Source organism: Streptomyces sp. NPDC058864 (genome assembly GCF_042742985.1).
Lineage (GTDB): Bacteria > Actinomycetota > Actinomycetes > Streptomycetales > Streptomycetaceae > Actinacidiphila.
On the sequence record NZ_JBHYMQ010000001.1, the window covers coordinates 198,958 to 220,183 of the forward strand.

General features: G+C 74.4%; 20 protein-coding genes. 8 read left to right on the forward strand and 12 right to left on the reverse strand.

All coding sequences use genetic code 11. The features are described 5' to 3' along the window. Positions 1–44 precede the first annotated feature (44 nt). Positions 45–1,214, forward strand: a complete 1,170-nt coding sequence (gene xylA, locus ACFW3D_RS00940; RefSeq protein WP_361794650.1) for a xylose isomerase — start codon at positions 45–47, stop codon at positions 1,212–1,214. Positions 1,215–1,267: 53 nt separating this feature from the next. Then, positions 1,268–1,765, forward strand: a complete 498-nt coding sequence (locus ACFW3D_RS00945) for a GNAT family N-acetyltransferase (protein ID WP_500499846.1) — start codon at positions 1,268–1,270, stop codon at positions 1,763–1,765. Positions 1,766–1,783: 18 nt separating this feature from the next. Here ACFW3D_RS00945 and ACFW3D_RS00950 read toward each other — a convergent pair whose 3' ends face one another. The 3 genes from ACFW3D_RS00950 to ACFW3D_RS00960 form a co-directional block, all read right to left on the reverse strand. Then, a complete protein-coding gene (locus ACFW3D_RS00950; RefSeq protein WP_500499847.1) occupies positions 1,784–2,794 on the reverse strand; it encodes an aldo/keto reductase in 1,011 nt (336 codons plus the stop codon). Positions 2,795–3,690: 896 nt separating this feature from the next. Beyond that, positions 3,691–5,058, reverse strand: coding sequence for a sensor histidine kinase (locus tag ACFW3D_RS00955; RefSeq protein ID WP_500499850.1), 1,368 nt, complete (start codon positions 5,056–5,058; stop codon positions 3,691–3,693). Further along, positions 5,055–5,738 carry a response regulator transcription factor gene (locus ACFW3D_RS00960; protein ID WP_500499852.1) on the reverse strand — a complete coding sequence of 228 codons (684 nt, stop codon included), beginning with the start codon at positions 5,736–5,738 and terminating at the stop codon, positions 5,055–5,057. The genes ACFW3D_RS00955 and ACFW3D_RS00960 overlap by 4 nt, the downstream gene beginning before the upstream one ends. Positions 5,739–5,889: 151 nt before the next feature. On the opposite strand from ACFW3D_RS00960, the gene ACFW3D_RS00965 reads away from it, so the two are divergent. Together ACFW3D_RS00965 and ACFW3D_RS00970 are read left to right on the forward strand one after the other, a co-directional pair. Then, the gene (locus ACFW3D_RS00965; protein ID WP_500499856.1) at positions 5,890–8,205 is read left to right on the forward strand and encodes an MMPL family transporter; all 2,316 of its coding nucleotides are present in this window, start codon (positions 5,890–5,892) and stop codon (positions 8,203–8,205) included. Then, a complete protein-coding gene (locus tag ACFW3D_RS00970) occupies positions 8,202–8,921 on the forward strand; it encodes an LmeA family phospholipid-binding protein (RefSeq protein WP_500499858.1) in 720 nt (239 codons plus the stop codon). Before ACFW3D_RS00965 ends, ACFW3D_RS00970 begins: the two co-directional genes overlap by 4 nt. On the opposite strand, the gene ACFW3D_RS00975 is transcribed toward ACFW3D_RS00970, so the two are convergent. Continuing rightward, a complete protein-coding gene (locus ACFW3D_RS00975) occupies positions 8,909–10,243 on the reverse strand; it encodes a hypothetical protein (protein ID WP_500499861.1) in 1,335 nt (444 codons plus the stop codon). The two genes, ACFW3D_RS00970 and ACFW3D_RS00975, sit on opposite strands and share 13 nt — an antisense overlap. A 326-nt stretch (positions 10,244–10,569) precedes the next feature. On the opposite strand from ACFW3D_RS00975, the gene ACFW3D_RS00980 reads away from it, so the two are divergent. Next, the gene (locus ACFW3D_RS00980) at positions 10,570–12,042 is read left to right on the forward strand and encodes an ABC transporter permease (RefSeq protein WP_500499864.1); all 1,473 of its coding nucleotides are present in this window, start codon (positions 10,570–10,572) and stop codon (positions 12,040–12,042) included. A 99-nt stretch (positions 12,043–12,141) separates the two neighbouring features. Further along, the gene (locus ACFW3D_RS00985) at positions 12,142–12,828 is read left to right on the forward strand and encodes an ABC transporter ATP-binding protein (protein ID WP_500499867.1); all 687 of its coding nucleotides are present in this window, start codon (positions 12,142–12,144) and stop codon (positions 12,826–12,828) included. 67 nt (positions 12,829–12,895) lie between these two features. Here the strand turns inward: ACFW3D_RS00985 and ACFW3D_RS00990 are convergent, their stop codons facing one another. Then, complete coding sequence (locus ACFW3D_RS00990; protein WP_500499869.1) at positions 12,896–13,408, reverse strand: hypothetical protein; 513 nt, start codon at positions 13,406–13,408, stop codon at positions 12,896–12,898. A gap of 183 nt (positions 13,409–13,591) precedes the next feature. Between ACFW3D_RS00990 and ACFW3D_RS00995 the strand changes: the two genes are divergently transcribed. Beyond that, positions 13,592–14,602, forward strand: a complete 1,011-nt coding sequence (locus ACFW3D_RS00995; protein WP_500499872.1) for a LacI family DNA-binding transcriptional regulator — start codon at positions 13,592–13,594, stop codon at positions 14,600–14,602. Between the two features lie 39 nt (positions 14,603–14,641). Here the strand turns inward: ACFW3D_RS00995 and ACFW3D_RS01000 are convergent, their stop codons facing one another. The 4 genes from ACFW3D_RS01000 to ACFW3D_RS01015 all read right to left on the reverse strand — a co-directional run bounded on the left by ACFW3D_RS01000 (position 14,642) and on the right by ACFW3D_RS01015 (position 18,189). Further along, entirely contained in the window at positions 14,642–15,163 is a 522-nt protein-coding gene (locus tag ACFW3D_RS01000) for a hypothetical protein (protein ID WP_500499875.1), read from the reverse strand. A gap of 156 nt (positions 15,164–15,319) precedes the next feature. Next, entirely contained in the window at positions 15,320–16,432 is a 1,113-nt protein-coding gene (locus ACFW3D_RS01005; RefSeq protein WP_500499878.1) for a serine hydrolase domain-containing protein, read from the reverse strand. Between the two features lie 75 nt (positions 16,433–16,507). After that, on the reverse strand, positions 16,508–17,152 hold the full coding sequence (gene msrA, locus ACFW3D_RS01010; RefSeq protein ID WP_500499880.1) for a peptide-methionine (S)-S-oxide reductase MsrA: 645 nt from the start codon (positions 17,150–17,152) through the stop codon (positions 16,508–16,510). Further along, positions 17,149–18,189, reverse strand: coding sequence for a hypothetical protein (locus ACFW3D_RS01015; protein ID WP_500499883.1), 1,041 nt, complete (start codon positions 18,187–18,189; stop codon positions 17,149–17,151). Before ACFW3D_RS01015 ends, msrA begins: the two co-directional genes overlap by 4 nt. A 66-nt stretch (positions 18,190–18,255) precedes the next feature. Here ACFW3D_RS01015 and ACFW3D_RS01020 point away from each other — a divergent pair, with 66 nt between their 5' ends. After that, positions 18,256–19,410, forward strand: coding sequence for a cystathionine gamma-synthase (locus tag ACFW3D_RS01020; protein ID WP_500499885.1), 1,155 nt, complete (start codon positions 18,256–18,258; stop codon positions 19,408–19,410). A 553-nt stretch (positions 19,411–19,963) separates the two neighbouring features. On the opposite strand, the gene ACFW3D_RS01025 is transcribed toward ACFW3D_RS01020, so the two are convergent. The 3 genes from ACFW3D_RS01025 to ACFW3D_RS01035 are packed head-to-tail and all read right to left on the reverse strand — an operon-like array spanning position 19,964 to position 21,194. Beyond that, entirely contained in the window at positions 19,964–20,206 is a 243-nt protein-coding gene (locus tag ACFW3D_RS01025; protein WP_500499888.1) for a hypothetical protein, read from the reverse strand. Beyond that, positions 20,203–20,667 (reverse strand): sigma factor-like helix-turn-helix DNA-binding protein, encoded by a 465-nt coding sequence (locus ACFW3D_RS01030; protein ID WP_500499890.1) that lies wholly within the window; start codon positions 20,665–20,667, stop codon positions 20,203–20,205. The genes ACFW3D_RS01025 and ACFW3D_RS01030 overlap by 4 nt, the downstream gene beginning before the upstream one ends. Before the next feature lie 32 nt (positions 20,668–20,699). Continuing rightward, positions 20,700–21,194 carry a MarR family winged helix-turn-helix transcriptional regulator gene (locus ACFW3D_RS01035; RefSeq protein WP_089224297.1) on the reverse strand — a complete coding sequence of 165 codons (495 nt, stop codon included), beginning with the start codon at positions 21,192–21,194 and terminating at the stop codon, positions 20,700–20,702. Positions 21,195–21,226: the final 32 nt, after the last annotated feature.

Here is a 21,226-nt window from a genome sequence, read left to right on the forward strand (position 1 = left end):
GCATATTAATTTGTTCAGTGGTCTTACGAATAGGAGCCGCCGCGATGAGTTTCACCCCCACCCCCGAGGACAAGTTCACCTTCGGTCTCTGGACCGTCGGCTGGCAGGGCCGCGACCCCTTCGGTGACGCGACCCGCCCCGCCCTCGACCCCGTCGAGAGCGTCAACCGGCTGGCCGAGCTCGGTGCGTACGGCGTCACCTTCCACGACGACGACCTGATCCCGTTCGGCTCGGACGACACCGCGCGCGAGGGCCACATCAAGCGGTTCCGCCAGGCCCTGGACGCCACCGGCCTGAAGGTGCCGATGGCCACCACCAACCTCTTCACGCACCCGGTCTTCAAGGACGGCGGCTTCACCGCCAACGACCGTGAGGTGCGGCGCTTCGCGCTCCGCAAGACCATCCGCAACATCGACCTCGCCGCCGAGCTGGGCGCCAAGGTCTACGTCGCCTGGGGCGGCCGCGAGGGTGCCGAGTCCGGTGCCGCCAAGGACGTGCGGGTCGCCCTCGACCGCTTCAAGGAGGCCTTCGACCTCCTCGGCGAGTACGTCATCGAGCAGGGCTACGACATCCGCTTCGCCATCGAGCCCAAGCCGAACGAGCCGCGCGGCGACATCCTGCTGCCGACCATCGGCCACGCGCTGGCGTTCATCAACGAGCTGGCCCACCCCGAGCTCGTCGGCCTCAACCCCGAGGTCGGCCACGAGCAGATGGCCGGGCTGAACTTCCCGCACGGCATCGCCCAGGCGCTGTGGCACGGCAAGCTCTTCCACATCGACCTCAACGGCCAGACCGGCATCAAGTACGACCAGGACCTGCGCTTCGGCGCCGGCGACCTGCGCTCCGCCTTCTGGCTGGTGGACCTGCTGGAGTCGGCCGGCTACGAGGGCCCGCGCCACTTCGACTTCAAGCCCCCGCGCACCGAGGACATGGACGGCGTGTGGGCCTCCGCCGCCGGCGGCATGCGCAACTACCTCATCCTCAAGGAGCGCGCCGCCGCGTTCCGTGCCGACCCGGCCGTGCAGGAGGCCCTCAAGGCCTCCCGCCTGGACCAGCTGGCCCAGCCGACCCTCGGCGAGGGCGAGAGCCTGGCCGACCTCCTCGCCGACCGCGGCGCCTACGAGGAGTTCGACGCCGACGCCGTCGCGACCCGCGGGTCGGCCTTCGAGCAGCTGGACCAGCTCGCCATGGACCACCTGCTCGGCACCCGCTGACACCGCCGGAAACGGGGTTGCCGCCGGGCCCGGCCCGGCGGCACCCTGCGGGGGTGATCGAACTGCGTGTGCTCACCCCCGACGACTGGCCGCTCTGGCGGGAGCTGCGGCTCGCCGCCCTCGCCGACGCGCCGCACGCCTTCGGCGCCCGGCTCGCCGACTGGCAGGGCGACGGCGACCGCGAGGAACGCTGGCGCGACCGGCTCGCCCTGCCCGGCTCGTACAACCTGGTCGCCCTCGTCGACGGCAGGCCCTGCGGCATGGCGAGCGGCGTCCCCGGCGAACTCCCGGACAGCGCCGAGCTGATCTCCATGTGGGTGGCCGGCGAGGCCCGCGGCCGCGGCGTCGCCGACCGGCTGATCCGGGCCGTCGAGGAGTGGGCCGCGGGCACGGCGGGCGCCGCCCTGCTCCACCTCGCCGTCGCGGAGGGCAACGCGCCCGCGACCGCCCTCTACGCGCGGCACGGTTTCGCCGACGACGGGGGGCCCGGCGGGATCATGCCGGACGGGCGGCCGGAGCGCGTGATGACGAAGCGGGTCGCGGCGGCGTAGGCCCACGTCGCACGGGGGTCACCAGGCGAAGGCCTCGGGGGCGGGGCCCGGTCCGGGGAAGATCTCGTCGAGGCCCGCCAGCAGCTCCTCGTCCAGCTCCAGTTCCACAGCCCGCAGCGCCGAGGCGAACTGCTCCACCGTGCGCGGCCCCACGATCGGCCCGGTGACCCCGGGCCGGGTCAGCAGCCAGGCCAGCGCGACCTCCCCGGGCTCCAGCCCGTGCTTGTCGAGCAGGTCCTCGTACGCCTGCACCCGCGCCCGGACGACCGGGTCGGCCAGCCCCGCCGCCGACCGCCCCACCTTCGTGCGGGCCCCGTCGGCCCCACGCTCCTTGCGCAGGGCGCCGCCCAGCAGCCCCTGGTGCAGCGGAGACCACGGGATCACGCCGAGCCCGTACTCGCGGGCCGCCGGGATCACGTCCATCTCGGCGCTGCGCTCCGCCAGGTTGTACAGGCACTGCTCGCTGACCAGACCCATCGAACCGCGGTTCGCGGCCGCCTCGTTGGCCTGTGCGATCTTGTAGCCGGGGAAGTTCGACGACGCGGCGTGGAGGATCTTGCCCTGGCGGACCAGCACGTCGACCGCCTGCCAGATCTCCTCGAACGGGGTGCGCCGGTCGACGTGGTGGAACTGGTAGACGTCGATGTGGTCGGTGCCGAGCCGCCGCAGGCTCGCCTCGACCGCCCGGCGGATGTTGACGGCGCTGAGGCGGTCGTGGTTCGGCCACGACTCCTCGTTCCACGGCTTTCCGTCCGCCGACATGTTCCCGTACACCTTCGTGGCCAGGACCACCTTGTCCCGGCGGCCCCCGCCCTGCGCGAACCACCGCCCGATGACCTTCTCCGTCAGGCCCTTCTCCTCGGCGACGCCGTAGATGTCCGCCGTGTCGAAGAAGTTGACCCCCGCGTCCAGTGCGGCGTCCATGATCGTGCGGCTGGTGGCCTCGTCCGTCTGCCCGCCGAAGTTCATTGTGCCCAGGACGATGCGGCTGACCTTGAGGCCGGTGCGGCCGAGTTGTGTGTACCTCATGGGGTACCAGCGAACGCCTTCGAGTGAACTCACGGCAAGGGAGTTGTCCGGGGCCGGTTGTTCGTGTGCGGGTGTGTTTGTGGTTGCGGTTGGGTTTTTTCCCCGCCGCCCGCCCTCCCCCAGCCTTCGGCCGGGGGGACCCCCATCCCGGTGCGGTTGGTGCGGGTCGCGCCCGGTTTCATGGGTGGGCCGGGGGCGGGGCCTCCGGGGTGGGCATTCTGTACCGCATATTTATGTGCATGGCGGGCGGTCCGGGTTCGGCACCGCTCTGCCGCACAACAAATACACGTCAGCGTCCAGAACGCCCACCCTCCCCCAGCCTTCGGCCGGGGGTGCCCCCAACTCCCCCACCCCCTCCGTATCACCGGCGACCAACGCCCGGTGGGGGGTGAGAAGGCGAACCGGGGTGACCGCGGATTGCCTCCTCACCCCCCTCGGGCCGTCATGCGCCTACTCAACAGGAGGGGGTGTGGCGGGGTGCGCCCATGGGGGTCCCCCCGGCCGAAGGCTGGGGGAGTGCGCCGGCGCGGCACCGACCCACAGCCGGACAGAGCGCAGACCCGCACTGACCGCACCGGGGCAATCGGGCGGGCGGGCGGTAGACGGCCGGAGGGCGGGCGAGGAGGCGGTCCGGGGTTGCCGCAGGTGCCTTACTCACCCCCCACCGGCGTCAGTCGCCCATACGACGGGAGGGGGTGTGGCGGGGTGCGCCCGGAAGCGACGAGCGGCGGACCCGGGATGGAATGTTCCGGCGAATCCGCGAGCGCTGAGGACGTGCGCCGGCGCGCCACCGACCCCCAGCGCACACAGCGAGGCGGTCACTGACCGACCGGGGCAATCGGGTGGGCGGGCGGGAAAAAGACCCCGACCGCAACCACGAACCGCGCCGCACAGGGTCACGCGGAGGACCCCGGACCCTTCGGGAGGCGAAGCGTGAAGCAGGCGCCGCCCTCGGGCGAGGAGGAGGCGGCGGTGATCGTGCCGCCGAGCACCGTCGTGAGGCGGTGGGCGATGGCGAGGCCGAGGCCCGTGCCGACGGGGCGGACACCGCGATAGCGCGTGGCGAGGGCGGCGCGCCGGAAGACGACGGTGAGGTCGTCCTCGGTGAGGCCGGGGCCGCCGTCGCGGACCTCGAGGACGGCCTCGGCGCCCTCGGCGCGCAGCGCCAGCACGAGTGGCCGGCCCGCCGGGGTGACCCGCAGCGCGTTCTCGGCCAGCCCGTCGAGGAGCTGGCGGACCCGGAAGGGGTCGGTGTCGGCGAGCAGCGGGCGGCCCGGGCGTTCCAGGCGGAAGGGCACGTCGTGGCGGGCGCAGCGGGCGGCCCAGACGGCCCCGGCGTCCCCGACGAGGGCGTCGAGGTCGGTCGGGGCGGAGTCGAGCCGGAAGTCGTCGGCCTCCAGGCGGGCGAGGGCCAGCAGGTCGCGGACGAAGCCGTCGAGACGGGTCGTCTCGGCGAGCAGGGTGCGGGCGGTGGCCGGGAGTCCGTCGGGGCCGATCACACCGTCGGCCAGCGCCTCGGCGTAACCGCGAACGGTGGTCAAGGGGGTGCGGATCTCGTGGGAGACGGAGAGCAGGAACTCGCGCTGCCGGTCCTCGCTGCGGGCGAGGGCCGCGTCGAGGGCGGTCAGCGCGGCGGACAGTTCGGCGACCTCGGCCGGTCCGTCGTCCGGCAGGGGGAGGCCGCGTTCGCCGGCGGCGAGGCGGTGGGCGGTGCGGGCCGCGGTGGTCAGGGGACGGGCCAGGCGCCGGGCCAGCAGGGCGCCGGCCAGCGCCGCGCCGGCGAGGCCGGCGACCAGGGGCAGCGCGAGACCGCCGCGGATGCGGGCGGCGGCGTCGTCGACGGCGGTGAAGGGCTTGGTGAGCACCACCGCGCCGCCGCCGTGGGACGGGTGACCCTCCACCAGCACGGCGTGCCCGGAGAGGGTGGTCGTGGCCGAGGCCGCGTCTCCGGCGCGCAGCGCCGTGAGGACGGCCGGGGTGACGGCGGGAGCCGCCGGCCCGGCCGTCGTGCCGTCCGGCGCGACCACCGCGAGCTCGACGCCGTTCGAACCGGCCAGCCGCTGCTCGCGTTCCAGCAGCAGCGACGACAGCGCCGGGGTGCGGCTGAGCACGTCGGCCTGCCGGGCGAGCCGGTCGCGCTCCTGCGCCTCGGCGGTCGTGCGGACGGTGTGCCACGACGCCAGTCCCGCCAGCAGCACGGCGACGGCCGCCACGGCGGTGGTGAGCAGGACGAGGTTCCCGGCGAGCGAGCCGCGACCGGTCATGCCGGGGCGGCGCTGTAGCCGACGCCGCGGATCGTGCGGATCAGGGCGGGATCGCCGAGCTTGGAGCGCAGTTGGGAGACGTAGACGTCCACGACCCGGCCCTCGCGGTAGTCCGGGGCGCCCCAGACGTGGGCGAGCAGCTGGTCGCGGGTGAAGACCTGGCCGGGGCGGCTCATCAGGCACGCCAGGAGGTTGAACTCCGTCGTGGTCAGGGTGAGCGGCTCGCCGTCCTTGTGGACGGTCCGGCGCAGCGGGTCCAGGGACACCGGCCCCAGGGTGTGCGGTCGTCCGCCGCGGGGCGGGCCGTCCACCCGGCGCAGGACGGTCTTGACGCGGGCGGCCAGTTCGCGGGGCGAGAAGGGCTTGGTGACGTAGTCGTCCGCGCCGAGTTCCAGGCCCAGGATCCGGTCGGCCTCCTCGTCGCGTGCCGTGACCAGGAGGACCGGCGTCCAGTCGCCCTCGTCCCGCAGCGCGCGGCAGAACGCCGTGCCGTCGAGCCCGGGCAGACCGATGTCGAGCACGATCGCGACGGGCCGCAGCCGGCGCGCCGCGGCGAGTCCGGCGGTTCCGTCGGCCTCCACGTGGACGCCGAAGCCCTCCCGGGTCAGGTACAGCCGCTGCAGGTCGGCGATGTGGGGTTCGTCCTCGACGACCAGGACGAGGCCTCGTTCTTCCGCCATGGCCCCGATGCTAACCACCCCCCTTGCCGCGGCCCCGCCGGCGGCGGGGATCCTGACACTCCCCGAACATTCCGCCAACGCCGCCCTTGCGTCCGTCCGCCACGATGCGGGAGGTGCCCGGCGACCGGCCGGGCGGAGGGAGGAACCGCTCATGGCATTCCCGTACGCCACCCTGGCGGCGGGCGTGGTCGCGCTGGTCGCCGTCGCCCTGCTGCTGCGGCGGACCCGTCCGCCCCGTCCCGCCGGGCCCGGCCTGCTGCACCGTGCCGGGCGCGGCTGCGCCCGGCACCCGTGGCGGGTGATCGCCGCCTGGCTGCTGGTGCTGCTGGCCGCGGTCGCCGCCGACCGGGCCTGGGGCGGCACGTACGAGGACGACTTCGCGCTGCCCGGCACCTCCGCGCAGACCGGCGCGGACCTCCTCGACGCCCACGGCGGGCCCGGCGGCCGGGGCACCGCCTCGCAGATCGTGCTCCGGGCAGGGCGGGGCGGGCTGGCGGACCACCGGGACTCCGTGTCCGCGGCGGTCTCCCGGGTGGCGGACCTGCCGCACGTCCTGTCCGCGGCGGATCCGCTGACCATCCCGGGCGCGGTGTCCGCGGACGGCACCACCGGGTACGTCACCGTCCGCTTCGACAAGAACCCCGTGAGCCTGGGCGGCTCGTACGTCGCCGGGGTCGACGCGGCGGTCTCGGCGCTGCGCGCCGACGACGTCACCGTGGAGTACGGCGGTTCGCTGGGCCAGTTGGCGCGCCCCAAGGGGGCGGACCGCGCCTCGGAGGCGATCGGCCTCGGCACCGCCGTGGCCGTGCTGCTGCTGGGTTTCGGCAGCCTCGCGGCGGCGGGGCTGCCGCTGCTGACCGCGGTCCTCGGACTGGGCGCCGGGACGGCCGTGCTCGGGCTGCTCGCGGCGGTCTGGTCCTTCGGCGCCGCCGCCCCCACGCTGGCCACGATGATGGGCCTCGGGGTGGGCCTGGACTACGCGCTCTTCCTGACCACGCGCCACCGCGCGCTGCTGCGCACCGTCGACGACCCCGCGGAGGCCGCCGGGCGCACCCTCGCCACCAGCGGCCGGGCCGTGATCGTGGCGGCCGTGACGGTCACGATGGCACTGGCGGGCCTCTACGCCTCGGGGGTCCTCTTCATCGGCACGCTCGGCGCCGCCGCGGGCGTCACCGTCGTGGTCGCCGCGGCGGCCTCGCTGACCCTCACCCCCGCGCTGCTGGGGCTGCTCGGCCGCCGGATCGACCGCTGGCACGTCCGCACACCGGTCGACGAGCCCGCCCCGGGCGACGCCGACGTCTGGCACCGCTGGGCCGGTGCCGTCGGGCGGCGCCCCTGGCTCTTCCTGACCGCGGGCGTGCTGCTGCTCGGGGTGCTCACCGTGCCGCTGGCCTCCCTGCGGCTGGGGCACGTCGATCCCGGGGCGGGCCCGGCGGGCAACACCGACCGCCGCGCGTACGACCTGTTGTCCGAGGGCTTCGGCCCGGGCACCAACGGCCCGCTCACCGTGGTCGTCGCCCTCGCCCCGGACCGCAACCCGACCGCGGCCGACCGGGAAAGGCTCGCGGACTCGCTGCACGACGCCCTCACCGGCGACGGGGACGTCGCCGCCGTCACCACCCCCTCCGCCACCCCCGACGGCGCCCTGCTCGTCGCGACCGTCACCCCCCGCGGCGGCCCCCAGGAAGGCTCCACGGCCGGCCTCGTGCACCGCCTGGAGGACGACGTGCTCCCCGCCGTCCTGCGGGGCACCGGCGCCCAGGGTCACGTCACCGGGGCCACGGCGGCCCAACTCGCCTTCCGGGACGTCGTGGTGGACCGGCTGCCGGTGATCGTCGCGGTGGTCGTCGGTGCGGCCTTCCTGCTGCTGCTCGCCGTCTTCCGCAGCCCGCTGGTCGCCGTCAAGGCCGCGGTCCTCAACCTGCTGTCGATCGGCGCCGCTTACGGCGTGGTCGTGGCCGTCTTCCAGTGGGGCTGGGGCGGTCCGTGGCTCGGCGTCGGCGAGAGCGTCCCGGTGGAGTCCTACGTCCCGATGATGATGTTCGCCATCGTCTTCGGCCTGTCCATGGACTACGAGGTCTTCCTGCTCTCCCGGATCCGCGAGTCCTGGCTGGCCACCGGCGACGACCGCGGGAGCGTCGCCCACGGCCTGGCCGCCACCGCCCGGGTCATCTCCTGCGCCGCGATCGTCATGACCAGCGTCTTCCTCGCCTTCCTCCTGTCGCCGAACGTGGTCGTCAAGATGCTGGCGCTGGGGCTGGGGGTGAGCGTCGTCATCGACGCCACGATCGTCCGGCTGCTCCTCGTCCCCGCGACGATGTACCTGTTCGGCCGGGCCAATTGGTGGATTCCGCGCCGGCTGGACCGGTTGCTGCCGCGCCTGGACCCGGAGGGTCGCGGCGGCGCGGCGGAGGCCGCGCCCGCGGCCGCCCGGCCCCGTGCCGGGGCAACAGGGGAGACCCGGTGACGGCCCGCCGGTGGCGCCGGGCCGGGACCGTGCCGGTGGCGGCCGTCGCCCTGACGGCGCTGATCGGCGGGGCGGGTGAGCTGATCGCCCGGGGCGTCGTTCACCACCGTGTCGCCGCCGCGGCGGGCCGTGCCCTCGGCGTCGCCCCGGACCGGGTGACGGTGGACACCGGCGGGCCCGCACTGTCCGCGCTGGCGCACCGCCGCCTGGACCGCGTCGAGGCCGTCGGCGACGACGTCACCGTGGGGCGGCTGCCGGGCGCCTCCGTGCGGGTGCGCATGGACGACGTGCGTTTCGGCGGGACGCCGACCGTCGCTGCGACCCATGCCCAGGTCCGCGTTCCCGCCGGGTCGCTGCGCGCGGGCCCCGGGAGCGGCGGCACCGACGGCGGCCCGCCCGTCACGGCCGTCCTGCCGGACCCGGCCGCCGGCACGCTGACGCTGGAACTCGGCGGCGGGATCGGCCGGGTGACGGTACGTCCGGTCCTGCGTGACGGCCGGGTGGCGGTCGGCGTGACCGGCGCGGAGATCCTGGGCCGGGCCGCCGCGCCGGCGGTCGTCGACCGGATCGAGCGGCGGCTGGCCGGCCGGGCCCCGGGGGCGCGCTACCCCCTCGCCCTGCGGGCGACCTCGGTCGATGTCACGGCCGAGGGCCTGCGCGTCACCCTCGACGGCGGCCGCGCGACGCTGCCCCGCCGGGTGGCTCAGGCCGCCTGACCGTCCACGACGCCCTTGGCGAAGTCCTTGCGGAGCCGGGCGAGTTCGTCGTCCGGCACCGCACGCGCCCAGGCGTCGGGGAGCCCTCGGACGGTGTGGTCCTTGGTCGTCGCCGCGCTGTAGGTGGCCGTGCAGGTGAGCGACACGGTGCCAGAGGGCTTCATCTTCTTGTGGAAGGTGCAGGTCTTCACCTTGCGGCCGTCGAGGGTGATGGCGATGGTGATCTCCGCGTAGACGGGGTCGTCGGAGGCCTCCTCGTCGCCCAGGTCGTCGTACACGGAGTTCTGCAGGGTGAAGCGGGCCGTGCAACTGCTGTTGCCGCAGGGGGTGAAGCGGGCCTTCCCCGTGGTGCTGAAGCTGACCGCCGGGTCGACGGCGGACTTCAGGGCGGCGAGGTCGCGGTCGTAGGCGGTCGTGAAGGTCTCGCGGTCGGCGCCGGTGAGCGCGCTCACCGTGGTGTCCAGGCCGTCGGGCAGGGGCAGCGGCCCCGAAGCGGCGGGGGAGTCTCCGGCGGCGAGCCGCAGGAGGGTGCGGGGGGCGGACTCGCTGATCCAGAAGCGGCCGTTCGCCGTGGTCAGCACTTTGACGGGCCGTCCGGCGAGCGCGGAGGAGGTGATGTCGTCCGGTCGGCCGCGGTCGGCGGCGTCACGGAGCAGTTCGGCGACGTTGGCCGGGTCCAGGGGGGACGTGAGGTCGTCGATCTCGGGCAGGTCGGCGGAGGAGTCCAGCCAGCGGTCGTCGATCCGGTCGAGGATCTGGCCCCCGTAGCCGCGGTCCTTCCAGTACGACTTGTCGGCCTTGGTCAGCCGGTGGTCGTCGGTGGTGAGCAACCGTACGGTGGCGCCCTCGTCCTGCAGTGAGCCACGACCCCAGCCGCCGGGGGTGGTCTGCAGGTCGAACGGGGTGCTCGCCCCGCTGTCGAGGGCGAAGTCGCCCCGGTAGGACACGACTTGGGCGTTGCCCAGTGTCTCCGCGGCCTCCTGCAGCATCCGTCCGGCCTCCGCGGCCGGGTCCTTGCGCGTGCCCGCCGAAGGGGCGTTGCCGTCGCCGGAGCCGTCACCGCTCCAGGGCGCCCATATGAGGAGGCCGGCCACCAGGGCCGCGGTGGCGAGCCCGGCCACGGCCAGCAGCGGACCGCGCCGGCGGGGCGGCGGCGCCGAATGGCCGGGGTGCGGCGGGTACCAGGGCGCGCCCTGGTGGGCCCGCGGCGGGTACGGCGGCGCCGGCGGGGGCGGCGGTCCGAAGGCGCCGCCTCCCGTGCCGCCGCCGGTCCCGTGACCGGGGCCCCAACCGCCACCGCCCCACGGCGTTCCGTCCGTCATCTGCGCGTCTCCCCACCTCGTGCGGCCGCTCGTGCTTCCGCCGATGTCCCCGTCGGGACGTTCCTCGCCGGGCGCCGACCTTCTCATCCGGGCCGCGTCCCCGCCCCGGCCTTCCGTGAATCCGCCGCGGGCCCGGCCCGGCGGGTGTGCGGCGGGTCCAGGGCAAGGTACTGCAGTGGCCGCGCGGCCCCGGCGGAGGGGTTTCTCATGCGGCTCTCATCCGCCGCTCAGGCTCCCATCACGGCTGGTTCCTACGGTCGCGGCAGCGGAGCGTGAGGCACTGCCCTCCCCCCGTTTCCCGTTTTCCTGACTCGGCGAGGAATCGCATGTTCTTCACGTATCTCCGGCGCGAACTCCGACGCCGCAGAAAGGCGGCGCTCGTCATCGCGATGGGCCTCGCACTGGGCATCGCCCTGGTGATCACCGTCAACTCGGTGTCGGCCGGCATGACGCAGGCCCAGGGCAAGGTGCTGGAGTCGCTGTACGGACTGGGCACCGACATGACCGTCACCAAGGCCGCCGACCCCGACTCGTCCTCCGCGGAACGGCCGCGCTTCCAGTTCGACGCACGCGGCGACGACAAGGAGCAGAGCAGTGACCGGGTCATGGTGCAGGGCTTCCAGTCGCTGAAGTCCTCGGTCGTCGACCAGGTCTCCGAGCAGAGCGGGGTCAAGGACGCGGTCGGCGGGCTCAGCCTGGTCGTGATCAAGGTCAACGGCCAGTTCCAGCGCGGTGAGTTCCAGCAGGCCCCCGGCGGCGGCAACCGGCAGCGAGGCGGCGGCGGTCAGCCGCAGGGCTCCGTGCGGGGCGGCGGCGCCAACTTCGACATCAACAACTTCACGGTATTCGGCACGGACGTCGCGCACCCCGCCCTCGGCCCGCTGACCTCGTCGAAGATCACCTCGGGGAAGACCTTCACCAGCGCGCAGGGCAACGCCAAGGTGGCCGTGCTCGACAGCGCTTACGCGAAGCAGAAGAAGCTGAGCGTCGGCAAGACGCTCACGATCTCCGGCACCAAGTTCGAGATCATCGGCATCGCGACCGCCGACAGCGGCTCCTCCTCCGCCAACGTCTACATCCCGCTCCAGCAGGCGCAGACGCTGGCGGACGCCAAGGACAAGGTCACCACGATCTACGTCCAGGCCAGCGACTCCCAGAAGATCGGCTCCGTCAAGTCCGCGATCCAGAAGAACATCTCCGGCACGACGGTCACCACCTCCTCCGACCTGGCCTCGACCGTCTCCGGTTCGCTGTCCACCGCCTCGAACCTGGCGACCAACGTCGGCAAGTGGCTCTCCATCGCCGTCCTGATCGCCGCCTTCCTCGTCGCGGGGCTGCTGACCTCCTCCGCGGTCTCCCGCCGGGTGCGCGAGTTCGGCACGCTCAAGGCCCTGGGCTGGAAGAGCGGCCGGGTGACCCGCCAGGTCATGGGCGAGGCGATCGTCAACGGCCTCATCGGCGGCGCCCTCGGCATCGCCCTGGGCCTGGGCTGCGCCTACCTCATCACCACGATCAGCCCCACCCTGGACGCCACCGTCGGCGGTGGTGGCGGTGGTGGCGGTGGTGGCGGTGGCGGCGGTGCCGGCGGTGGCGGCTTCGGCGGGCCCGGCGGCTTCGGCGGCCCCGCCCGGCGCGCGGCCTCCGACGCCGTCGAGATCGCCCTGCAGGCACCGGTCAGCGTCAACACCATCGTCCTCGCGGTGGTCCTGGCGGTCGCGGGCGGTCTGGTCGCCGGGACCTTCGGCGGCTGGCGGGCCTCGCGGCTGCGCCCCGCGGACGCCCTGCGCCGCGTCGAGTAGCCGCCAACCGCCCCTCGAGACCGGGGGCCGCGTTCCGTACCTTCCCCCTGGCGTGGCGCGGCCCCCGCCCTTCCCCCTCAGGACTTCAGGAGTCACCTCATGTACAAGCTGAGCGGCGTGACCAAGCGCTACTCGCGCGGCAAGGACACCGTGCACGCGCTGCGCGGCGTCGACCTCGTGATCGAGGACGGCGACCAGCTCGTCATCCAGGGCCCGACCGGCGGCGGCAAGTCGACGCTGCTGCAGATGCTCGGGGGCCTCGACCGCCCGACCGAGGGATCGGTGGAGCTGGACGGCACCGACCTGGCCCGGCTGAGCGAGGCCCGGCTCACCAAGGTCAGGTCGCAGAACATCGGCATCATCTTCCAGAGCTTCAACCTGATCCCGACCCTGACCGCGCAGGAGAACGTCGAGACCGCCCTCGTCCCGCTGGGCGTCAAGGCGTCCGAACGCCGTACCCGCGCCGCCGAGGCCCTCGCGTCCGTCGGCCTCGGCGACCGGCTGCACCACCTGCCCGGCGAGTTGTCGGGCGGTCAGCAGCAGCGCGTGGCGATCGCCCGGGCACTGGTCAAGCGCCCCAAGGTGCTGCTCGCGGACGAGCCCACCGGAGCCCTCGACGAGGGCACCCGCGACGAGATCCTCGCCCTGCTGGAGGGGCTGTGGAAGGAGTACGGACTGACCTTCGTCATGGTCACCCACGACTCCGCCATCGCCCGGCGTGCGACCCGGGTCGCCACCATCAAGAAGGGCCGGGTCACCGTCACCGAGCGGACGCCCGCGGCCTGAGACCGCCGCGCCCCGGCACGGCCCCCGGCGCGGCCCCCGGCGCGCGTCGCCGGGGCCCGCGCCGCGTTCAGTCCGTGACGCCCAGGTCCTCGCGCATCAGGCGCTGCATCGTCCGCAGCAGCGGTTCGGCGTCCCTCAGGGCCTCCAGCGCGGTCCGCGCGCTCTCGCCGTTCGCGGCGAGGCCGCGGTCGAGGCGCTTGGCCGCGGCGTCCGCCGCCGCCAGGACGCGGTTGACGTCCCGCGAGGCCGCCAGCACGCGTTCCGGGACGATCATCTGCGCCTCGGCGTACCGGTCCCGGTAGTCGCGGCGGGACTCCTCGACCTGGTCCCGCTCCTCGGTGGTGTAGACCCCGTCCCTGATCCGGTGCAGGGCGTCCTTGAGCAGCGTGTGGAACTGCCGCGAGGCCCGGTTCATCGCCGTGTACGCCGTCCGCCGTTCCTGGAAGCGGCGCAGCTGCTCCGCCTCGGCGGCCTCCGTCAGGCGGCGCCGGTGGTCGCCGCGCTGGGCGAGCACGGGCGCGAACAGGGTGCCGAGCACACCGACGACGGCGGTGATCATCGCGCCGAGCGTGGCATTCATGGTCCGCTTCCTATCCCGCCCGGGGGTGCGGCGCAAGGGACCGCTGGTCCCGAGCGCGGAGCGCGCAGGGGTTCTGCGAGATGATTGTCGAAGCGCTTCGACACATGTCTGGACAGGGATATCGGATCCCCGGTAGCTTCTGTGTCGAAGCGCTTCGACAGTCGTGGGGGGACGGAGATCGGGATGGTCACACTCGCCGAGGTGGCCCGCCACGCCGGGGTCTCCGCCAGCACCGTCTCGTACGTCCTGAGCGGCAAGCGGTCGATCTCCGAGGGCACGCGCCGACGGGTCGAGCAGAGCATCCAGGAACTCGGCTACCACCCGCACGCCGGTGCGCGGGCGCTGGCCAGCAGCCGCTCGAACATCATCGCCCTCATGGTGCCGCTCCGTACAGACATGTACGTCCCCGTCATGATGGAGATCGCGATGGCCGTCGCCACGACGGCCCGTCAGCACGGCCACGACGTGCTCCTGCTCACCGGCGAGGAGGGCCCCACGGCCGTCCGCCGGGTCGCGGCCAGCGGACTCGCCGACGCGATGATCCTCATGGACGTCGAGCTGGAGGACGAGCGCATCCCGCTGCTGCGTGCCGGGGACAGGCCCGCCGTGCTCGTCGGACTGCCCGCCGACACCGCCGGACTCACCTGCGTCGACCTCGACTTCGCCGCCACCGGCGCGCTCTGCGCCGACCACCTCGCCGACCTGGGCCACCGCTCGGTAGCCGTCGTCGGCGAGGCCGCCGCGGTCTACCGGCGCCACACCGGTTTCGCCGAGCGCACCCTCCAGGGCCTGCGCTCCCGCGCCGCCGCGCGCGGGCTGCGACTCATCCACCGCCCCTGCGAGGGCAGTTACGAGTCCACCGCGGGCACCCTCTCCCGCATCTTCGAGGAACGGCCGGACACCACCGCGCTCGTCGTCCAGAACGAGTCCGCCATCGCCCCCCTCCTCGCGCTCCTGCGCCAGCAGGGCCGCGCCGTGCCCGAGGACGTCTCCGTCGTCGCCGTCTGCCCCGAGCAGGTGGCCACCCAGGCCGCCCCCCAGCTCACCTCGGTCGCCATACCCGCGCAGCAGATGGGCCGGCACGCGGTCGAGCTCGTCATCGCCAAGCTGGCCGGCAGCCCGACGGAGGAGGTCCGCCTCCTCGGCCCCGAACTCACGGTCCGTGCGAGCAGCGGCCCGGCGCCGATCGCCTGACGACGGCGGGCCCCGGTGCACCGGGCCCGGGCGGCCCCGTCACACCTGGCGATCGGCCGCCGTGGGAGCCCGCGCTGCGTAAGCGAGAAGGTGCCCGAAGCGCAGCCACGCGGACAGGTACGCGTTCAGCGGCGTGCGGCCGGGAAGGGCGAAGCCGCGGATGTCCCGGACGATGCCCGCCAGTTCCTCCGCCGCCCGCCCGTCGGCGCGGCCGAGGGCCGCGAGGTAGGACGAGGCCCAGGAGCCGAGCCGGGTGGGCAGGCCGGCGAGCGCCCGCAGCCGGGTCCCGGAAGCGAGCGCCGGGTCGGGAAAGGCCAACTGCCGGAACGCCGAGTGGCGGTCGGCGACGGCGGCGATCAGTCCCGGCCGGGAGGGCGGCGCCGCGCTCGGCCAGTGAGGTCCGCGGAGGCCCGCCACGTCGGATGCCCGGGGCTGCCGCCGGCCGGCCGCCTTCTCCACGCGCCGGCGGGCGGCGAAGGCCCGCACCGCGGTGAGGTGGACCGATCCGCTCTCCTCCGGTGTCTCCAGCGCGCGCAGCAGCGCCGCCGGGTCGCCGCGCACGTCGGCAAGGGGGTGCGCGGTCGCGGAGATGCAGGCCCAGTGGCGTTGAAGCCGAGCGGGCAGTACGTCCCGACGGCGGACCTCGGCTCCGTGTGCCGTCGGACGAGCGGAGACCGTTCGTCAGGCACTCGGCGTGCGTGGGTTGCGAACCCCACGTCAGCCCTTGCCGGTCCGCAGCCCCGTGAGTCCGTCGTAGGCGGCCATCACGAGTTCCAGGCCGCGGTTGTCCTCCGCGGGCTCGCGCATCTGGTGGGTCACGTACGCCACCGTCATGCGGGCGTCGGGGTCGATCATGACGATCGAGCCGCCCCAACCGCCCCACCCGAAGGAGTCGCCGAACAGCCCGTAGCCCAGCCCCCAGCGGACCGGCATGCCCAGGACGCGGTCCTCGCCGCTGAACTGCTCCTCCCGCGCACGGTCGCAGCCCGCCGGCGAGAGCAGCCGCACCCCGCGCACCGCACCGCCGCAGGCAAGCACCGACTGCACGAGGGCGACCGACCGGGCGTTGCCGAAGCCGCTCGCCGCGGGGATCTGCGCACGACGCCAGGCCACGCTGTTGCCGTCACGCAGCCGCAGGGCGGTGGCGCCGGCGGGGGACGCGCCGCCGCGCGCGCTCGCGGTGTAGTCCTCGTCCCGGGACGGCGGCGGGACGGCGAGCGCCACCCGGTGGTCGTGCTCGGCGGGCAGTCCGATGCGGAAGTCGGCGCCCAGCGGCCCGGCCACCTCCTGCGCGAAGAACTCGCCCACGCTCCGGCCGGTGATGCGCCGCACGACCTCGCCCACGAGATACCCCTGGGTGACCGAGTGGTACCCCGCCGCGCTCCCCGGCTCCCATTGCGGGGCCAGCGCGGCCAGACGCGCCGTGGCGGCCGGCCAGTCGTAGAGCTCGTCGACCGGCCCGTCCCAGTCGGGCAGTCCCGCGGTGTGCGCGAGCACGTGCCGCACCAGCACCTTCTCCTTGCCCGACGCGGCGAACTCCGGCCAGTAGCGGGCGACCGGCGCGTCCGGATCGAGGTCGCCCCGGTCCGCCAGGACCAGCGCGCACAGTGCCGTCATCGTCTTGGTGACGGACCAGACGCCGGTGATGGTGTCGCGCTGCCACGGGACCGTCCGGCCCGCGTCGGCGAACCCGCCCCACACGTCCACCACCGGCTCGCCGTCCACGAAGACCGCGACCGAGCCGCCCGCGTCCCCCTCGTCCAGCAGTCCCGCCAGCGCGTTCGGCACCGCGGTGAACAGGTCGTCGTACGTGCCCCGGATATCGGCCATGGGCCGTATTAGCGCGTATCCGCCCCTGCGGGGCAATTGAATTTCCCGGCGCGGACCGGGACCGGCGGAAGGGGCTCAGCCATCGGCCTTCGCGATGCCGACCGGGCAGGAGACGCCCGTGCCCTCGATGCCGCAGTAGCCGCCGGGGTTCTTGTCCAGGTACTGCTGGTGGTACGCCTCGGCAGGGTGGAAGGGGCCCGCGGGGACGACCGCCGTGGTGATGGTGCCGTGGCCGGTGGCGCGCAGGGCGGACTGGTAGGCGTCGCGGGAGGCGAGGGCGGTGGCGGACTGCTCGGGGGAGTGGGTGTAGACCGCGGAGCGGTACTGGGTGCCGATGTCGTTGCCCTGGCGGTGGCCCTGGGTGGGGTCGTGGGCCTCCCAGAACACCTTCAGCAGTTCCGCGTACGTGATCAGCGCCGGGTCGAAGACGACGCGCACGACCTCGGCGTGGCCGGTGAGGCCGCTGCAGACCTCCTCGTACGTCGGGTTCTCCGTGTACCCGCCCGCGTAGCCGACGAGCGTCGTCCACACGCCGGGCGTCCGCCAGAACACCCGCTCGGCGCCCCAGAAGCAGCCCAGTGCGAAGTCGGCGACCTCCAGGTCGGCCGGGTAGGGGCCGGTGAGGGGCCGGCCGAGCACCGTGTGCCGGACGGGCACCGTGTACAGGGGTGCGGCACGGCCCGGTATCGCCTCCTCGCGGGTGGGCAGCCGCGGCGTCAACGGGTCCGCCCGCGTACGGAGCTCCACTCCAGGCCCGCGAGCGCCTGCGCCCGGTGGGCGGCGTACGCGGCGGCCGGGTCCGCGTCGTGGGCCCAGGGAACCGCGCCCGCGTAGCCGTCGACGGCGCGGAACTGCTCGACCGCCTCCGGGAAGCGCTCCGCGCGCAGCAGGAAGGCGGCCAGCAGGTGCCGCACCACGGGCAGCACCGGGTCGGAGGGGGAGGCGTGCTCGGTGGCGTAGAGGGCGCCGCCGATGGCGCGCGAGACGACCTCGCTCTCGTAGAAGCTGCTCACGAGGATGACGTCCGGCAGATGCGCGAAGACCTCGAAGAGCGGCAGCGCCGGCAGCAGGCTGCCCTCGGGCGCGGAGGAGGCGGCCCGCTCGGCGAAGTCGCGCGCGGCGTCCTCCGGGAGGCGGGCGAGGGCGGCCAGGTGCGCGCCCATGTGGTGGGGGGCGCGGGCGGCGATCTTCTCCCAGGCGGTGGCGAAGTCCCCGTCCGCGGCGAGCGCGACGACGTACGGCACGGGGTCGCCCGGCGCGAGCAGCGCGGCCTCGTCGGCGACCGTGCGGGCCTCCTCCAGGATCATCGGCACGTCCGGGGAGCCGGCCGGCTCGCGCCGGGCCCGCTGCACCAGGAACGCCGCGTGGACGGCCGCCCCGCCGGCGTCCTTCGGCTCCTCGACCCGCCAGGTGCGCAGCCAGGCCGCGCCCGTGCCGGGGGACTGCGCCAGCTCGACCGCCGCGGCGCCCGCCAGGGTCTGCACCCGCTGCCAGCGGAGCTCGCCCTCCGCCGGGGTGCCCTTGAGGAGGGCGGCGACCGCACGCCAGTCCTGGGTGCGCTGGGTCACGCCCAGCGCCTGCGTCAGCTCGTCGTCCGGCCCCGGCAGCCGGATGTCGATGTCCTCCCGCGGCACGAAGCCGTACCGGGCGGGATCGACCGCGGCGACCGCCCGCACGCCGCGGTTGCGCAGCATGCGGGGCACCAGCACGATCGCGGAGATCAGCAGAACGCCGTACAGCACCCACAGGAATTCCATGATGAGCAAGCCTACGCGGGCCCGGCCGGCACGTCCCGCCCCGCGGCGCGCACTACGCTCGGCGGTATGAGCGAGCAGCAGCACCAGAACTTCGAGACCCTCGCGATCCACGCGGGTCAGCCGGCCGACGCCCAGACCGGGGCCGTGGTCACGCCGATCTACCAGGTCTCCACGTACAAGCAGGACGGGGTCGGCGGCCTGCGCGGCGGCTACGAGTACAGCCGCTCCGCCAACCCCACCCGCACCGCGCTGGAGGAGAACCTCGCGGCGCTCGAGGGCGGCCGCCGCGGCCTGGCGTTCGCGTCCGGCCTTGCCGCCGAGGACTGCCTGCTGCGCACGGTCCTGAAGCCCGGCGACCACGTCGTCATCCCCAACGACGCGTACGGCGGCACCTTCCGGCTCTTCGCGAAGGTCGTCGAGCGCTGGGGCGTGCAGTGGTCGGTCGCCGACACCTCCGACCCGGCGTCGGTCCGGGCCGCGCTGCGGCCGGAGACCAGGCTGATCTGGGTCGAGACGCCCAGCAACCCGCTGCTCGGGATCACCGACATCGCCGCCCTCGCGGACATCGCGCGCGGCGCGGACGCCCGGCTCGTCGTCGACAACACCTTCGCCAGCCCCTACCTGCAGCAGCCGCTGGCGCTCGGCGCCGACGTCGTCGTGCACTCCACCACCAAGTACATGGGCGGGCACTCGGACGTGGTCGGCGGCGCGCTGGTCGCCGCCGACGCGGCGCTCGGCGAGGAACTGGCCTACCACCAGAACGCGATGGGCGCGGTCGCCGGCCCCTTCGACGCGTGGCTGGTGATGCGGGGCATCAAGACGCTCGCGGTCCGCATGGACCGGCACAGCGAGAACGCGGCCCGCGTCGCGGAGCTGCTGTCGCTGCACCCGAAGGTCACCCAGGTCTTCTACCCCGGGCTGCCCGAGCACGCGGGGCACGACGTCGCGGCCAAGCAGATGAAGCGGTTCGGCGGCATGGTCTCCTTCCGCGTCGCGGGCGGCGAGGAGGCGGCGGTCGAGGTCTGCAACCGGGCACGGCTCTTCACGCTGGGCGAGTCCCTCGGCGGCGTGGAGTCCCTCATCGAGCACCCGGGCCGCATGACGCACGCGTCGGTCGCGGGCTCCGCGCTGGAGGTGCCGGCGGATCTGGTGCGGCTGTCCGTGGGCATCGAGTCCGTCGACGACCTCCTGGAGGACCTCCGCCAAGCGCTCGGCGCGTAGCGCCGCGTCCCCGGGGTGCGGGTCGTTTGTGGTTGCGGTTGGGGTTTTTCCCCGCCGCCCGCCCGTGGCCCCGGGACGGTTGGTGCGGGTCTGCGCTCTGTTCGTCTATGGGGTCGGGGCCGCGCCGGCGCACGTCCTCAGCGCTCGCGGATCCGCCGGAATGATCCGTCCCGGGTCCGCCGCTCGTCGCTTCCGGGCGCACCCCTGCACACCCCCTCCCGCTGTGTGGGCGACCAACGCCCGGTGGGGGTGGGAAGACGAACCGGGTTGCCGCAGGTGCCCTCCTCACCCTCCTCCGGCCGTCATGCGCCCACTCAACGGGAGGGGGTGTGGCGGGGTGCGCCCGGAAGCGACGAGCGGTGATGCCGTGATGCAATGGCCCGGCGAATCCGCGAGCGCTGAGGACGTGCGCCGGCGCGGCCCCGACCCAGGCACACGATGCGAGACCCGCACTGACCGACCGGGGCCACGGGCGGGCGGCGGGAAACCGCCCGCCGCAGGCGCAAACGACCCGCACACGACAACCGGCCCGCAGAAACGACCCCGGGCCGGGTCACCAGTCACCCGGGGTCGTGTCGAGCGGCTGCGCCGCCGGCCACCACCGCACCGCGAGGACGATCGCGACGACGACCCCCACGACGAGCAGCGCCCAGAGCACGGCGTGCACCACGCGGCGCCGGGCCAGGACGCGGCGGCCGCGCTCCGCCGCGCGCGGGGCGAGGTCCACGGGGACGCCGGGGTGCGGCCCGTCGAGCAGCCGGCGGACCTCGTCCTCCTTGCGGTCGTACGGGCTCACGAGGCGGCCTCCCGCACCCGGGGGGCCGCACCGCCGCGGGCGGGCCGGCTGCGCAGGACCGCGGTGGCCCGCAGGGTGATCGTCCGTACGCGTTCCGACGGCATGCCGAGCTGCGCGGCGGCCTGCTCCTCGGCGACGCCCTCGTACAGCCGCAGCACGATCACCAGGCGCTCCCGCACGTTGAGCGGCCCGAGCACCCCGCCGCGGGGGCGCCGCCAGCGGGGCCGGTGGGCGAAGCGGCGGACCATCTCGGCACGGGTGTAGGCGTACGGGTCCTCGCCGCGCATCCGGAACCAGTCCGCGTGGGTGCGCGACAGTGCGGCGCACAGCAGTTCGGCCCCCTCCGTCCGGTCCCCCGTGAGCAGGACGGCGACATGCAGCAACCGCCCTGCCGCGCCCGCCGCGAAGGCCTCGAACTCGGCCTCGCGCACGCGCTCCGCTGCCTCCCGGCGCTCTCCCACAGCGACATGGGACGGCAGACGGCGACCTCAGGTCAAGAGTTCTGCTCGTCTCCCTGCGTGACGGACGAGTGGTACTGCGCCAGCGCGGAGTTGAACCGGCCGAGGAGGTCGGTGAAGGACTCGCGCTCCTCGGGCGTCCAGTCCTCGGTGACGACCTCCATGAGCCGCTGCCGCGAGCTGCGGACCTCCTCCAGGCGCGAACGTCCGCGCGGGGAGAGCGCGAGCACGACCGCCCGCCCGTCCTCGGGGTGGGAGGTGCGCTTGACCAGTCCGCTGTCGACGAGCGGGGCGACCTGCCGCGTCACGGTGGAGGAGTCGATGCCCATGCCCTCCGCGAGCGCCTTCACTCCCATCGGGCCCTCGTTGTCCAGGCGGTGGAGCAGCAGGTACGCGGCCCGGTCCATGGAGTTGCGGGCCTTGCCGACGCCACCGAGGCGCGTCTGTTCCGCGCGGCGGGCGAAGAGTGCCACCTCGTGCTGCAGGCGCTCCAGGAGGTCGGTCGTGATCTCCGAGGGGGGAATGGGCATGGCCGGAAGCTCGCGTTCTGTCGGTCCTGCGA

Bases quoted from the DNA above. Each gene is read 5' to 3' on its own strand.
- ACFW3D_RS00965 (WP_500499856.1), top strand. From the start codon at position 5,890: ATGGCATTCCCGTACGCCACCCTGGCGGCGGGCGTGGTCGCGCTGGTC.
- ACFW3D_RS00975 (WP_500499861.1), bottom strand. From the start codon at position 10,243: ATGACGGACGGAACGCCGTGGGGCGGTGGCGGTTGGGGCCCCGGTCAC.
- ACFW3D_RS01035 (WP_089224297.1), bottom strand. From the start codon at position 21,194: ATGCCCATTCCCCCCTCGGAGATCACGACCGACCTCCTGGAGCGCCTG.
- ACFW3D_RS00985 (WP_500499867.1), top strand. From the start codon at position 12,142: ATGTACAAGCTGAGCGGCGTGACCAAGCGCTACTCGCGCGGCAAGGAC.
- ACFW3D_RS00955 (WP_500499850.1), bottom strand. From the start codon at position 5,058: ATGACCGGTCGCGGCTCGCTCGCCGGGAACCTCGTCCTGCTCACCACC.
- xylA (WP_361794650.1), top strand. From the start codon at position 45: ATGAGTTTCACCCCCACCCCCGAGGACAAGTTCACCTTCGGTCTCTGG.
- ACFW3D_RS01020 (WP_500499885.1), top strand. From the start codon at position 18,256: ATGAGCGAGCAGCAGCACCAGAACTTCGAGACCCTCGCGATCCACGCG.
- ACFW3D_RS00980 (WP_500499864.1), top strand. From the start codon at position 10,570: ATGTTCTTCACGTATCTCCGGCGCGAACTCCGACGCCGCAGAAAGGCG.
- ACFW3D_RS01005 (WP_500499878.1), bottom strand. From the start codon at position 16,432: ATGGCCGATATCCGGGGCACGTACGACGACCTGTTCACCGCGGTGCCG.
- ACFW3D_RS01015 (WP_500499883.1), bottom strand. From the start codon at position 18,189: ATGGAATTCCTGTGGGTGCTGTACGGCGTTCTGCTGATCTCCGCGATC.
- ACFW3D_RS00990 (WP_500499869.1), bottom strand. From the start codon at position 13,408: ATGAATGCCACGCTCGGCGCGATGATCACCGCCGTCGTCGGTGTGCTC.
- ACFW3D_RS00960 (WP_500499852.1), bottom strand. From the start codon at position 5,738: ATGGCGGAAGAACGAGGCCTCGTCCTGGTCGTCGAGGACGAACCCCAC.
- ACFW3D_RS00950 (WP_500499847.1), bottom strand. From the start codon at position 2,794: ATGAGGTACACACAACTCGGCCGCACCGGCCTCAAGGTCAGCCGCATC.
- ACFW3D_RS00995 (WP_500499872.1), top strand. From the start codon at position 13,592: ATGGTCACACTCGCCGAGGTGGCCCGCCACGCCGGGGTCTCCGCCAGC.